Source organism: Streptomyces sp. NPDC057543 (genome assembly GCF_042801895.1).
Lineage (GTDB): Bacteria > Actinomycetota > Actinomycetes > Streptomycetales > Streptomycetaceae > Streptomyces.
Window position 1 is genome coordinate 1 of the sequence record NZ_JBHVFF010000249.1, and the last position, 13,423, is coordinate 13,423.

Genomic DNA, 13,423 nt, shown 5'->3' on the forward strand with positions numbered 1-13,423 from the left:
GCGCTACTCCGTCACTGCGACGGCGTACGCCTGGACCGACCAGAGGGAGTAGCCGAACTCGGTGGCCCGGGCATCGCCCTGGACTCTGAGGAAGCGGGTGCCCTTCGCGTCCATCCGGACCGATTCGCGCCCGCCCCTGCCGTCCCGCACGGTCGCGGCCGTGCGCCAGCTGCGGCCGTCGGCGGAGACCTGGATGCGGTAGCGGGAGGCGTACGCGTCCTGCCAGTGCAGCACCACCTGACCGATCCGGGCCGGCTGCGGCAGTTCCGCCTGCCACCAGGCGCCGTCCTCGGCCGGTGAGGACCAGCGGGTCTCCGGGTCGCCGTCGGCGGCCGCCACAGCCGGGAAGTCCGGGGTCTCGTCGCCGGACGAGGAGGCGGTGGCGGTAGGCACCAGGTCGGGGCCCGCGGTGCGCGGGTAGGCCCGGACGGTGAGTGTGCTGCTCTCGTCGCCGAAGCCGATCGGCACCTCGTACTCACCGGCCGGGGTGCCCGCCGGGACCGTGATCTCGACGGGGACGTCGGTACGCGAACCGCGCGGCACCCTCGTCTGCTTCGGGACGCTCACCTCGATGCCCCGGGGGGCCCGTGCGGTGAGCTTGCCCCGCACCTCGGCGGGGCGCCGGGCGGCCAGCCGCGCCTCGACCCGCTGCGGCCCGCCGCCGATCTCGGCGTCCGTCACGCCGCGTGCCAGATCGAGCCGGGCGGCGGGCTCGTCGCCGAACCACGGCACGAGCGCCCGCACCTGCGGAGCCCGGTCCGGGGCGCTCCCGGAGGCGGAGGCACCGGTTCCCGTGCCACCGCCCAGCCGGTTTTCCGCCCGGTCCTGCGGGACGATGGGCGGCAGCGTGCCCGTGAGGACCGGGGGCGTGGACGGACCGACCGTGGGCCAGCTGATCCGGATGGCGTCGGCCCGCAGCCCCCTGGCCGGGGCCTGGGTCCAGCCGGTCGCCGACACCGGGCCGAGGCCGCGCCAGCCCTCGCCGGGCACATGGGCCTCCAGCGTCGCACCGGCCACCGGGCCGCCGCCGGGCACGGTCATCGCCGTCACGGTCTCCACCGGGCGGGGCCGGTCCAGCCGGACCGTATAGCTGCCCGGAGCCTCCGTCACCGTACCGGCGTCGCGGTCCGCGCCCGTCCAGGCGTCCGCCTCCCGGCGCACCCGGTCCAGGAACGGGCCGAGGACGCCCTTGCCGACCGTCGCACCGCTCGCCTTCGCGGCCTCGCGCACCGGCTCCAGCGCCAGCGAAGCCTGCCACGCGGCGGCGCCGTCGCCGCGCGACTGGGCCCGCAGCAGATCCACGGCCAGCTCGCCCGCCCGGCCGTACCGGGACAACTGCTCGGTCCACGGCCGCACTTCGTCGTCGAGCCGCCCGTCGGCCAGGCCCTTCAGCCGCTGCGGGGTCTCCCGCATCACGGTGAACGCCGCCCGCAGCCTGCGCGCCGCATCGGCCTGCGCCGTGGCGTCGGTCGTCGTACGGGACTTCCAGAACGCGTCCAGCAGCGGCCGCAGATACGCCGACTCGTCGCCGCCCAGCACGGACGTCGCGCTGTTCCCGGCCAGCGCGCGCAGCGCGTCCCCGGTGCGGGCGTCGCCGCCCGCCAGATCGTCGATCGCCGCCTGCCAGGACTCCTGCGGTTGGTAGCCCTTCGGGTTCCACGCGAAGTCGGCGGCGGTGAACAGCGGTATGCGCGACGCGGACGGCTGCTCCATCGCATTGGCGAGCAGCGCCGCGGAACCGATCGCCACCGCCGGGTCCCGGCCGGTGTACGGGCCGAGGAAAATACGGTCCTGCGCGTAGTCGTTGACCGGGTAGTTGTCCATCGTGACCAGCGGATGCCGGAACGCGGCACGCGCACCGGCCAGTTCCCCGCCGGTGATGGTCCGCGGTACGACCCCGACCCCGGTCCAGGCGATCTGGACCCGGTCGTCCAGCTCCTCGGCGAGGGCCGTGCGGTAGTCCGTCGCGCCGTCCTGGTAGAACTCCGTCGGCATCACCGACAACGGCTCCGCCCCGGGATGACGCTCCGTGAGATGCCGGGCCACCTCGCTCGCCACCCGCGCCTGGGCCCTGGCCGCCGCCTCGGGGCCGCTGCCGAAGGTGTCGACGTCGCTGTCGCAGTGCCACTCGCTGTAGCTGACGTCCTGGAACTGGAGCTGGAAGACCCGCACGCCCAGCGCCCACATGGCGTCGAGCTTCTTCGTCAGCGCCTTCACGTCGTTCTTCGACGACATGCACATGGCCTGGCCGGGTGCGACGGCCCAGCCGAGGGTCACGTGCTCGGCGCGGGCCCGCTCGGCCAGCGCCCGGAAGTCGGCGCGCCGGTCGGCGGGGTACGGGTCGCGCCAACGGGCCTGCCGGTACGGGTCGTCGCCCGCCGCGTACAGATACCTGTTCTGCTTCGTACGCCCCATGAAGCCGATCTGCGCCAGTCGCTCCGCCCGGGTCCACGGCTGCCCGTAGAAGCCCTCGGTCATCCCGCGTACGGCGGTTCCCGGCCAGTCCCTGACGGTGACCCCGGCGACGCTGCCGTTCCGGATCAGCTGACGCAGCGTCTGCACGCCGTGGAAGAGGCCGTCCTCGCCGACGCCGTCCACGGCGACGGTGTCCCGGCCCGCGACCCGGCCGACCGCGATCCGGTAGCCGCCGGAGGGCAGGTCGCCGCGGTCGGGAGCGTGCAGCGTACGCAGGGCGTCCCGGGCGCCGTCGCCGCCGAGCCGGACGACGGGGCCGCGACCCGGCAGCGCCTCGTGGACGGTCCGTACGCCCGCGTCCCGCAGGATCTGCCGGAGCGCGTCGACGGCGTACGGATCCGCGTGCGCGTCGGCCACGAGGGTGACCTCGGCGGAGCCGGAGGCGGTGAGCGGTACGGACGGCCCGGACGCCTTGATGGACTGGGGTCGCGGCCACACGGCCGGCACCGCGCCGTCGTCCGTGCGGTCGGGGGTGGTGACGGCGCGGGAATCGGGCGTCGAAGGGGCCGCGACGGCGGCCGGGGCACCCGTGGAGAGCAGCCCGCCGAGCACGGCGACCGCGACGGCCGTTGCCTGCTTTCTGCGCCTGAGCCGCATCGCTGGTCTCCCTACGCTTTCGCCGGTGGGCTCCGAGCCCACCACCCGCGCGCGCAGAGTGTCAATGCGGGTGGTGGGTGTGCCGCAAATGCCCGATGTGGCAGGTGAGGTGAGGAGCGGTCGGCAACCGGCGCCGGACGCCAAAGACGACGCCGAATGGCCGAAAACGGCGGACGACTTACGGAGAACCGGCCTCTGAGGAACGGAATGTGACCCAGGGCACGTTGAACTCGTTGTGATAACGCCTACGTCTGCGGTCGAGCCCGCTGGGTAGGTCTGCTGTGTCCTGTTCCGCCATGGCCAGGAGGCCACCATGCCCGCTGCCGCGCAACTCCTGCTCTCCGCCCTCTCCAAACAGGAACCCGGTCCCGCCCCGTTGCCCGGCGTGCTTCCGGCCCCCGCGCCCGGCCCCGGTCCGCTGACGAGCGAGCCGCCGCTCGCCGATGCCATACCTCTCACCAGCGAGCCGCCGCTCGCCGACGCCACACCGCTCACCAGCGAACCCCCGCTCGCCGTCAACGCCCCGCTGACCAGCGAGCCGGCCGTCTCCGGCACCGCATGGGGCATGGAGTCCCCAGGAGTCTGAATGGGCTTGTCCCGGCTCGCCGCACTGCACGGCGTCGCCACCTCCTACTCCCCGTCCGCCGACGTCACGGTGTCCGTCCCCGACGACACGGTCGTCGCGGTGCTCGCCGCGCTCGGTGTGGACGCCGGCACGCCCGAAGCGGTACGGGAATCGCTCGCCGCCGCCGAGTCCTCGGCCCGCTCCCGGCTGCTCCCGCCGACGCTGGTGGTGTGGACCGGGGAGCCGCTGCCCCCGGCCCTGACCGCCCTGCCGCCCGGTACCACGCTGGACATCGGGCTCGAAGACCCCGGGGCGCGCCCCCTCCCGCGGGTGTGCGTTCGGGCCGGCCGACCTGATCCGGCCGTTTCGGGGCGGGCGGCGGCCGAAGCGGCAGCGGGCACGGGCGCGGTGGGCGGATCCGGAGGTGATACCGCGACGGCCGCGCCCCCGGCCCCCGCCTGGTGGGTCGAACCGCCGCTCGGGGTGCACCGGCTGACCGTACGCGCGCCGGGCGGCCGGAGCGCGAGCTGCACACTCGTCGTCGCCCCGCCCCACGTGCCCCGGCCGCCCGCCCGCAGCCACGGCTTCCTCGTCCAGCTCTACTCCCTGCTCTCCACCCGCTCCTGGGGCATGGGCGACCTCGGGGACCTCGCCGACCTCGCCGCCTGGTCCGGGCGGACCCTCGGCGCCGGATTCGTCCAGGTCAACCCGTTGCACGCCGCCGTGCTCGGCGACCCCACCGACCCGTCCCCCTACCGCCCGTCGTCACGGCGCTTCCCCGACCCCGTCCATCTGCGCATCGAGTCCGTCCCCGAGTACGGGCACGTGCCGGACCGGGCCACCCTCGACGATCTGCGCCAGGACGCGGCGGCGCTCAGCGACACCGTCCTGAACAAGGGCGCCCTGATCGACCGGGACGCCGTCTGGGAACTCAAGCGCCAGGCCCTCGAACTCGTCCGGGGCGTCCCCCTCACCCCCGGCCGCCGCGCCGCCTACTGCGACTTCCTGGCCGAGCAGGGACAGGCCCTGGAGGACCACGCCCTGTGGTGCGCCCTCGCCGAGGTGCACGGCTCCGACTGGCACAGCTGGCCGGCCGCGCTCCGCGACCCCCGCTCCACGGAGACCGCCCGCGCCCGCCGCGCCCTGCTGGACCGGGTCGACTTCCACTGCCGGCTCGCCTGGCTGACCGACAACCAGCTCGCCGCCGCCCAGCGCGCCGCCCTGGACGCCGGGATGGCCGTCGGCATCGTCCACGACCTCGCCGTCGGCGTGCACCCCGGCGGCGCCGACACCTGGGCCCAGCAGGACGCCTTCGCGCACGGCATGTCCATCGGCGCACCCCCGGACGCCTTCAACGCCCGCGGCCAGGACTGGGGCCTGCCACCTTGGCGCCCCGACGCCCTCGCCGCGTCCGGCTACGCCCCGTACCGCGGGCTGCTGCGCGGGCTCCTCGCCCACGCGGGCGCCCTGCGCATCGACCACGTCATGGGCCTGTTCCGGCTCTGGTGGGTGCCCGAGGGACGCCCGCCCACCGAGGGCACCTACGTCAGTCACGACGCCGAAGCGATGCTCGCCGTCCTCGTCCTGGAGGCGCACCGGGCGGGCGCGGTCGTCATGGGGGAGGACCTCGGCACCGTCGAACCGGGGGTCCGTGAGGCGCTGGCCCGGCGCGGCGTGCTCGGCACCTCCGTGCTCTGGTTCGAACGGGACTGGGCGGGCACCGGCCGCCCACTGGCCCCCGAGAAGTGGCGTGAGGGCTGCCTGGCCACCGTCACCACCCACGATCTGCCGTCCACCGCCGCCCGGCTGACCGGCGACCACGTGACGCTCCGCCACCGCCTCGGCCTGCTCACCCGGAGCCTGGTGGAGGAGCTGACCGCGGACGCGGCCGACACCACCGAGTGGCTGGGGTACCTCTCCGGGCTCGGCCTGCTCCCGGAGGGCGAGGACGACGAGGAGGGCGCCGTCCGCGCCGTGCACGGCTTCCTGCTGCGCACCCCCGCCCGCATGGTCGGCGTCTGGCTGCCCGACACGCTCGGCGACCGCCGCCCGCAGAACATCCCGGGCACCTGGGACCAGTACCCCAACTGGCGCCTGCCCGTCGCCGACGCGGAAGGTCGTCCGGTCACCCTGGAGGAGCTGGCCGCCGCCCCCCGCCTGCACCGGCTGATGGAGATCTTCGGATCCCGCGAGGACCACCCGTGACTCCGTACGGCACCCCCCCGGGCGCGCGCCCGTCCTGGGCGCGCGCTACGTTTGCACCGTGGACAAGAAGAACGCTATGCGCGCCGGCGCCGTCGCGGCCGGCACGACGCTGATGATGCTGCTCATGTCGTCCCCCGCGCTCGCGCTCACCCGCGACGCCGGTGACGACCCCGGTCCGGGCCTGAGCGCGATGGAGACCATCGGTCTGTACGTGGTGGCCCCCATCGCTCTGTTCGTGGTCATCGCCGGCCTGGTCATGATCTTCGACAAGTCCAAGAAGCAGGCCTAGTACCCACTCTCCCGAGTGCGCCGCAGGTATCCCGTACCGTGCGGCGCACACGCATGTCCGGACCGCGAGGACCAGCGGGTAGGTTGCGGCCATGATCGAGTGGGACGTCAAGAAGCTCCGCATCCTGCGCACCCTGCGCGACCGGGGCACGGTCACCGCGACCGCCGAGGCCCTGCGGATGACCCCGTCCGCGGTCTCGCAGCAGCTGTCCAACCTGGCCAAGCAGCTCGGCGTACCGCTTCTGGAAGCACAGGGCCGCCGGGTCCGTCTCACCGACGCCGCGCACCTCGTGCTGCGCCGCGCCGAGGCCGTCTTCGCCGAGCTGGAGCGCGCCGACGCCGAACTGACCGGCTATCTGCGCGGCGAGGCCGGGCAGGTGCGGATCGCGGCGTTCTCCACGGCGGTGCCCGCCCTCGTCGTACCCGCGATCCAGCGGCTGCGCGCCGAGGACCGTCCGGGCCCGGACGTACGGGTGCGGGAGGCGGAGGCCGCGCAGGCCTACGAACTCCTGGTCGCCGGTGACGTGGACCTTGCCCTGTCCCTCGCCGCGCACGCCCCGACGGCCCGCGACCCCCGGTTCGTCGTGCTGCCCCTGCTGGCCGACCCCCTGGACGTGGCCCTGCCCGCGGACCACCACCTCGCGGCGGCGCCCGCCCTCCGTCTCGCGGACCTCTCCGGCGACCCCTGGATCTTCGGCGGCTCGGGCCCCTGGTCACAGATCACGACGGCCGCGTGCGAGGCCGCCGGATTCGTGCCGGAGCAGGCGCACAGCGCCTCCGGCTGGACGGCGATCCTGGCCATGGTCGAGGCGGGCATGGGGGTCGCGCTGATTCCGCGCATGGCGTCGGCGGAACGGCACAGCCGGGGCGGCGTGGTGATGCGCGCACTGGAAGCCGACCAGCCGCGCCGCCACGTGGTGGCGGCGGTGCGGCAGGGGGCCGAGCAGGGCCCGGCGGTGGCCCGGGTCCTGGCGGCGCTCACCGAAACAGCGAAGTCGTTCACTTCTGCTGAATAAGCGATGCAAAAACTTTCGATGGACCTAATGGGTCGTTCGCCGCGACAGTGGACGCATGACCTTCGATCAGAATGAGAACCAGCACGAGGACCCCCACGCCAACGACGCGGCCCCCTACGGCGGTGGCGACCCGTACGCGGACTACCGCACCACAGACCTCCCCTTCACCGAACTCGTCGACCTCGCCGACCGCCGCCTCGGCGCGGGCGTGATCGCCGCCAACGACGAGTTCTTCGCCCAGCGCGAGAACCTCCTGGTCCGGGAGCGCGCGGTCTTCGACCCCGAGCACTTCGGCCACAAGGGCAAGATCATGGACGGTTGGGAGACCCGCCGCCGACGTGGTGCGGACGCGGCCCACCCGTTCCCGGCCCCCGAGGAGCACGACTGGGCCCTGATCCGCCTCGGCGCCCCCGGCATCATCCGTGGCATCGTCGTCGACACGGCCCACTTCCGCGGCAACTACCCGCAGCGCGTCTCTGTCCAGGCGACGGCGGTAGAGGGCTCGCCGAGCCCCGCCGAACTCCTCGCGGACGACGTGAAGTGGGAGGAGATCGTCCCGCCGACCCCCGTACGCGGCCACGCCGCCAACGGCTTCGAGATCACCGGCGGCCGCCGCTACACCCACGTCCGCCTCTGCCAGCACCCCGACGGCGGCATCGCCCGACTCCGCGTCCACGGCGAGGTCCTCCCCGACCCGTCCTGGCTCGCGACGCTCGGCACGTTCGACCTGATCTCGGTCCTGAACGGCGGAAGCTACGAGGACGCCTCCGACCGCTTCTACTCCTCGCCGACCCAGATCATCCTGCCCGGCACCTCCCGCAAGATGGACGACGGCTGGGAGAACCGCCGCCGCCGGGTCCGCGACACGAACGACTGGGTCCGCTTCCGCCTCCCCGCCCAGGGCGCGGTCCGCGCGGTCGAGATCGACACGGCCTACCTCAAGGGCAACGCGGCCGGCTGGATCGCCCTCCAGGGCCGCAACGGCGAGACCGGTGAATGGTTCGAGATCATCCCCCGCACCAGGCTCCAGCCCGACACCCTGCACCGCTTCCCCCTCCGCGCCCAGGCGATCGTCACCCACGTCCGCCTCGACGCCTTCCCGGACGGCGGAGTCGCCCGCATGCGCCTGCACGGCAGCCTGACGGAGAGCGGCGCGGCCCAACTGACCCGGCGCTACGAGGAGTCGGGCGCGTAACCCCAACTGCTCCCGCCTGTCGGACGGCTGCGCAACGGCGCCCGTCCGCCAGGCGGGCTTCATTCCCGGCCGAACCGGGTGATACCGGTGCGGGAGATGGGCAGAAGAATGTACCTGCATCCTCAAGGGCAGTGAAGATCCTCGGGCCGGAGGGTCGGATTCATTGCGTTATGGCGGAACCTACCCATCCGGCCAGTATCTGTCGACCATCTATACCTTTTCGGCATAAAAGAAATTTCCATTGGGTTAATGGAAATGTGTCCAGAATTGACGATTCAGTGGTGCGGGGGAATGCTAATTCCCCATTGCTCAATCACGGGTCCTCCGCATAGGCTGATCATGTACATGCGTCGACGGTCGGCGACTTTCGGTGATCGTCGAATGATTTCATCGCTGTTGGCCTGTAATTCGGAGGAAATTTGTATGAGGCATCAAAAATCCAGAGTCGCCGCTGTTTTCGGGTCCGTGCTCGCCACCTTGGTGCTGGGAATCGCTATTCCCAACTCGGCGTATGCTGCGACCTGTAGCGGTTACGGGTGTGACGGTCACGATCCGAACATTCAAACGTGGCAGTCCGGTCCTGTCACCCCGTACGGCACCGATCTGGGTAATTCAAATTACCTTGAATTGCGCTGGGGGAAGACGGACGGTGATCAGTACGGCTGGGCCCGCCTTGAATATGTCGGCATTCCGTCCGCTTACACCATCACGGTAGAGCGCTGCAATAAGGGTGGCGGGTCGTGCGAGACGGGCCTGGGTAAGAAGGCCGCGGGTGCGAGCGGCTGGACAGCAAAGCAGGAAGGCACCTCCAATACCTATATGACGCGCACCCCGATGTATTACAACCCCTCCACCAAGCAGGTGCGGGCGTGCGTGACGCCCACCGCGGGAGGAACCAAGCACTGCACGGCGTACTACTGACAGACACGCGTCGGCTCCGAGCCTGTCGCACCGTATGGGTCGCGCCCCGCTTCCGCGGCCCGATCCGCCCCGCTGGAGCTATCCGGCGGCGGAGGGTTGCGAAGGGTGAGGTGCGGGTCGGGGCGAACGGGGTGTCGGTGAGCCAGGCGTCCAAGCGGGCGAAGTTCATCGCGGCCGCCGTGAAGAAGCGCTGTAACGAGGTCTTGGCGAGTCCTCGGTAGCGGAGCGGCGCGCCTCGAAGCGGTGGACTGCTTGCGCGATGGTGCCCTCCCGTTCGGGCAAGTCACGGTGCGGGCGTCCCGGTCGATGCCGAAGTCCGTGACGGCGAAGCCCTCCCCTGCTTGGCCTTGCCAGCCGGGCTTGGCGCGGGTGCCTTCGATGTTCTTCGGCAGCAGTTCGTGGTTGAGGGCTTCGCAGGCGTCGCGGGCCCGCAGCGGGCCTGTGGTCTCGTTGAGGACGGCGAGGATGCGGGGGTAGTCCGGGTGCTCGGGCAGGTCGGGCGAGGTGGCCTGGGCGGGAAGTCGGTCGGCGAGGGCGGTGACGGTATTCCGGGTGATCGCGAGGGGTTCGAGGTGGGTCTCGGCCTCTCGCAGTCGGCCCTGCAACTCGGCGATCTGCGCGCGGAGATCGCCGGCCAGGGCTCGGGCGGAGTTCTCCTGGAGGCCGAGCGCTTCGAGGAGGGGGTCGATGTTCACGCTGCCACCGGCTGCGCCTCGCGCCAGGTGGGAGTGTTCGCGCCGGTGAGGCGACGGGCCATGACGTGGGTCATCGCCCAGTAGACGCGGGAGGCGGAGGAAGAAGGGCGGTGCTCGTAGTCGCGGACCAGGCGCCGGTGCAGTATCAGGATCCCGTAGGTCTGCTCGACCCTCCACCGCTTCGGCTGCGGGACGAACCCCGTCTCCTGCGGGTTGCGTTCGACGATCTCGACGTCGATGCCCAGGCCGGCTCCATGCGCGACGACCTGGTTTTTGAAGCCCTGGTCGACCAGGGCCTTCTCGACGGTGCCGCCGGTGTGCTCGGTGACCTGGTCCAGCAGGGCGATGCCTGCGGCGTTGTGATGGCAGTTCGCGGCCAGCACGATGACGGCGATGACCAGCCCGAGCACGTCGACGGCCAGCCCCCGCTTTCGGCCCGGCACCTACTTCGCCGGATCCCGGCCGGTCGTGGAGGCGGGGACCCCGGCGGACGCGTGGACGCTCTGCTCGACGCGGGTGCACAGCCCCGACGGGGTCGTACAGGCCGCGGTTACGCATGCCCCCGAATTCGCCAACAGGGTCCCGCGGTCCGGAAGCGGGGCGCCCCCATGCCCGGAACGCGGTGGCCGCCTCCTGGTGTCTCTCCGGGCGCGCGAGACGAGCAGACGACAGGGGCGCCTCCCGAAGGAAGCGCCCCCACTTCGCAAGTGGCTACTGCTACGCCGCGTCCGCGGCCTGGGCCTTGAGCGCGCGTTCCACGCCCGCGCGCGACTCGGACATCAGGCGGTGCAGGGCCGCGGACGGCTCCGCCGAGGACAGCCAGGCGTCCGTGGCGTCCAGCGTGGCCTGCGAGACCTGGACGGCCGGGTAGAGGCCGACCGCGATCTGCTGCGCCATCTCGTGGCTGCGCGACTCCCAGACGCCCTTGACCGCCGCGAAGTACTTCTCCGTGTACGGGGCGAGCAGCTCGCGCTGGTCGGTCTGGACGAAGCCGGCGATGACCGCCTCCTGGACGGCGTTCGGCAACTTGTCGGACTCGACGACCGAGGCCCACGCCTCCGCCTTCGCCTCCTCGGTGGGGCGTGCCGCGCGGGCGGTCGCCGCGTGGCGCTCGCCCGCCGCCGTCCGGTCGCGCTCGTACTCGCCGGCGATCTCGTCCTCTTCGAACACACCGGTCGCGGCGAGCCGCTCGACGAACGCCCAGCGCAGCTCCGTGTCGACGGCCAGGCCCTCGACCGTCTCCTTGCCGTCGAGCAGCGACTGCAGCAGGTCCAGCTGCTGCGGGGTGCGGGCCGTCGCCGCGAAGGCGCGGGCCCAGGCCAGCTGGTGGTCGCTGCCCGGCTCCGCCGCGCGCAGGTGCGCGAGGGTGGCCTCGGTCCACTGCGTCAGTCCGGCCTCGCGCCACTGCGGCGCCGCGTACAGGTCCAGCGCCAGCTTCACCTGACGGTGCAGCGACTGGACGACGCCGATGTCCGACTCCTTGCCGATGCCGGAGAGCACCAGGGAGAGGTAGTCCCGGGTCGCCAGCTCGCCGTCACGGGTCATGTCCCACGCGGAGGCCCAGCACAGCGCGCGGGGAAGGGACTCGGTGAAGTCGCCGAGGTGTTCGGTGACGACGCGCAGCGACTCCTCGTCGAGCCGGACCTTGGCGTACGACAGGTCGTCGTCGTTGAGCAGGATCACGGCGGGGCGGGCGGTGCCGGCCGGGAACGGCACGGTCGTGCGCGCGCCGTCGACGTCCAGCTCGATCCGGTTCGTCCGGACCAGCTTGCCGGCGCCGTCGAGGTCGTAGCAGCCGATCGCGATGCGGTGCGGCCGCAGCGTCGGCTCGCCCTTCGCGCCGGCGGGCAGGGCCGGGGCCTCCTGGAGGACCGTGAAGGACGTGATGTGGCCGTTCTCGTCCGTGACGATCTCGGGGCGCAGGATGTTGATGCCCGCCGTCTCGAGCCACGTCTTCGACCAGGTCTTCAGGTCGCGGCCGGAGGTCTCCTCCAGCGCGCCCAGCAGGTCGGACAGCCGGGTGTTGCCGAACGCGTGCGCCTTGAAGTACGCCTGGACGCCCGTGAAGAACGCGTCCATGCCGACGTACGCGACCAGCTGCTTCAGGACCGAGGCGCCCTTGGCGTATGTGATTCCGTCGAAGTTGACCAGGACGTCGTCCAGGTCACGGATGTCCGCCATGATCGGGTGCGTGGACGGCAGCTGGTCCTGGCGGTAGGCCCAGGTCTTCTCGGTGTTGGCGAACGTGGTCCAGGAGTTCGGCCACTTCGAGCCCTCCGCGTACGCCTGGCAGGCGACCGAGGTGTACGTGGCGAACGACTCGTTCAGCCACAGGTCGTTCCACCACTCCATGGTGACGAGGTCGCCGAACCACATGTGCGCCAGCTCGTGCAGGATGGTCTCCGCGCGCCGCTCGTACGCCGCGTCCGTCACCTTCGAACGGAACACGTACTGGTCGCGGATGGTGACCGCGCCCGCGTTCTCCATCGCGCCCGCGTTGAACTCCGGGACGAAGAGCTGGTCGTACTTGGCGAACGGGTAGGCGTAGTCGAACTTCTCCTGGAACCAGTCGAAGCCCTGCCGCGTGACGTCGAAGACCGCGTCCGCGTCGAGGTACTCGGCCAGCGACGGGCGGCAGTAGATGCCGAGCGGAACGGACTGGCCGTCCTTCTCGTAGCTGCTGTGCACCGCGTGGTACGGGCCGGCGATCAGCGCCGTGATGTACGTCGAGATGCGCGGCGTCGGCTCGAAGGACCAGACATCGTCCTGCGGCTCGGGGGTCGGCGAGTTGGAGATCACGGTCCAGCCGGACGGGGCCTTCACGGTGAAGCGGAACGTGGCCTTCAGGTCGGGCTGCTCGAAGCTGGCGAAGACGCGGCGCGCGTCCGGCACTTCGAACTGGGTGTAGAGGTACGCCTGCTCGTCGACCGGGTCGACGAAGCGGTGCAGGCCCTCGCCCGTGTTGGTGTACGAGCAGTCGGCGACGACCTTCAGCTCGTTGGAGCCCGCGACCAGGTGCGGGAGCGCGATGCGTGAATCGCGGAACACGGCCGCGACGTCCAGCGCCCGGCCGTTCAGCTCGACCTCGTGCACGGCCGGGGCGACCAGGTCGATGAAGGTCTCCGCACCGGCCTCGGCGGAGTCGAAGCGCACGGTGGTGACGGACCGGTAGGTGCCGCCCTCCTGCGCTCCGGAGAGGTCGAGATCGATCTCGTACGCGTCCACGGTCAGCAGGCGCGCCCGCTCCTGTGCCTCTTCGCGGGTCAGATTGGTGCCAGGCACGCGGTCATCTCCTTGGTATGCGATGTTTTCGGTCATCCTTCCACGTCGCGCGGCGCATGCCGCATGCCCGAGCGGCGTGACCTCGGGTGTACCACGGCGGTGGCGTCGAGTGCCGTCCGCCGAGGGACTCGAAGGCCTGGTGCGAGCAGATCCGGCCACGAAAGGGCGGCCACCGGTGCTCGGT

General features: G+C 71.9%; 9 protein-coding genes and 1 pseudogene. 6 read left to right on the forward strand and 4 right to left on the reverse strand.

Annotated elements, in window-relative coordinates; genetic code table 11:
- Positions 1-3 precede the first annotated feature (3 nt).
- Positions 4-3,072, reverse strand: a complete 3,069-nt coding sequence (locus tag ACFU8Q_RS31415) for a beta-N-acetylglucosaminidase domain-containing protein (RefSeq protein WP_384460378.1) — start codon at positions 3,070-3,072, stop codon at positions 4-6.
- Positions 3,073-3,385: 313 nt separating this feature from the next.
- On the opposite strand from ACFU8Q_RS31415, the gene ACFU8Q_RS31420 reads away from it, so the two are divergent.
- The 6 genes from ACFU8Q_RS31420 (at position 3,386) to ACFU8Q_RS31445 (ending at position 9,262) form a co-directional block, all read left to right on the forward strand.
- Positions 3,386-3,658 carry a hypothetical protein gene (locus tag ACFU8Q_RS31420; RefSeq protein ID WP_384460382.1) on the forward strand — a complete coding sequence of 91 codons (273 nt, stop codon included), beginning with the start codon at positions 3,386-3,388 and terminating at the stop codon, positions 3,656-3,658.
- A complete protein-coding gene (gene malQ, locus ACFU8Q_RS31425; RefSeq protein WP_384460385.1) occupies positions 3,659-5,842 on the forward strand; it encodes a 4-alpha-glucanotransferase in 2,184 nt (727 codons plus the stop codon). It abuts the gene before it with no gap.
- Positions 5,843-5,900: 58 nt separating this feature from the next.
- The gene (locus ACFU8Q_RS31430; RefSeq protein WP_351078307.1) at positions 5,901-6,131 is read left to right on the forward strand and encodes a hypothetical protein; all 231 of its coding nucleotides are present in this window, start codon (positions 5,901-5,903) and stop codon (positions 6,129-6,131) included.
- A gap of 91 nt (positions 6,132-6,222) precedes the next feature.
- Positions 6,223-7,146, forward strand: coding sequence for a LysR family transcriptional regulator (locus tag ACFU8Q_RS31435; RefSeq protein ID WP_384460390.1), 924 nt, complete (start codon positions 6,223-6,225; stop codon positions 7,144-7,146).
- Between the two features lie 55 nt (positions 7,147-7,201).
- Complete coding sequence (alc, locus tag ACFU8Q_RS31440; protein ID WP_384460393.1) at positions 7,202-8,341, forward strand: allantoicase; 1,140 nt, start codon at positions 7,202-7,204, stop codon at positions 8,339-8,341.
- A gap of 465 nt (positions 8,342-8,806) precedes the next feature.
- On the forward strand, positions 8,807-9,262 hold the full coding sequence (locus ACFU8Q_RS31445; protein WP_384460397.1) for a hypothetical protein: 456 nt from the start codon (positions 8,807-8,809) through the stop codon (positions 9,260-9,262).
- Here ACFU8Q_RS31445 and ACFU8Q_RS31450 read toward each other — a convergent pair.
- The 3 genes and pseudogenes from ACFU8Q_RS31450 to pepN all read right to left on the reverse strand — a co-directional run bounded on the left by ACFU8Q_RS31450 (position 9,256) and on the right by pepN (position 13,239).
- On the reverse strand, positions 9,256-9,957 hold the full coding sequence (locus tag ACFU8Q_RS31450) for a hypothetical protein (RefSeq protein ID WP_384460400.1): 702 nt from the start codon (positions 9,955-9,957) through the stop codon (positions 9,256-9,258). The two genes, ACFU8Q_RS31445 and ACFU8Q_RS31450, sit on opposite strands and share 7 nt — an antisense overlap.
- A pseudogene (locus tag ACFU8Q_RS31455) lies at positions 9,954-10,463 on the reverse strand (transposase); the annotation flags it as partial. The gene ACFU8Q_RS31450 and the pseudogene ACFU8Q_RS31455, both read right to left, overlap by 4 nt.
- Positions 10,464-10,674: 211 nt before the next feature.
- On the reverse strand, positions 10,675-13,239 hold the full coding sequence (gene pepN / locus ACFU8Q_RS31460) for an aminopeptidase N (RefSeq protein WP_384460403.1): 2,565 nt from the start codon (positions 13,237-13,239) through the stop codon (positions 10,675-10,677).
- Positions 13,240-13,423: the final 184 nt, after the last annotated feature.

What these genes read in the sequence shown, in the direction of transcription:
- ACFU8Q_RS31415 (WP_384460378.1), bottom strand. Translation starts at nt 3,072, where the DNA reads ATGCGGCTCAGGCGCAGAAAGCAGGCAACGGCCGTCGCGGTCGCCGTG.
- ACFU8Q_RS31420 (WP_384460382.1), top strand. Translation starts at nt 3,386, where the DNA reads ATGCCCGCTGCCGCGCAACTCCTGCTCTCCGCCCTCTCCAAACAGGAA.
- malQ (WP_384460385.1), top strand. Translation starts at nt 3,659, where the DNA reads ATGGGCTTGTCCCGGCTCGCCGCACTGCACGGCGTCGCCACCTCCTAC.
- ACFU8Q_RS31435 (WP_384460390.1), top strand. Translation starts at nt 6,223, where the DNA reads ATGATCGAGTGGGACGTCAAGAAGCTCCGCATCCTGCGCACCCTGCGC.
- alc (WP_384460393.1), top strand. Translation starts at nt 7,202, where the DNA reads ATGACCTTCGATCAGAATGAGAACCAGCACGAGGACCCCCACGCCAAC.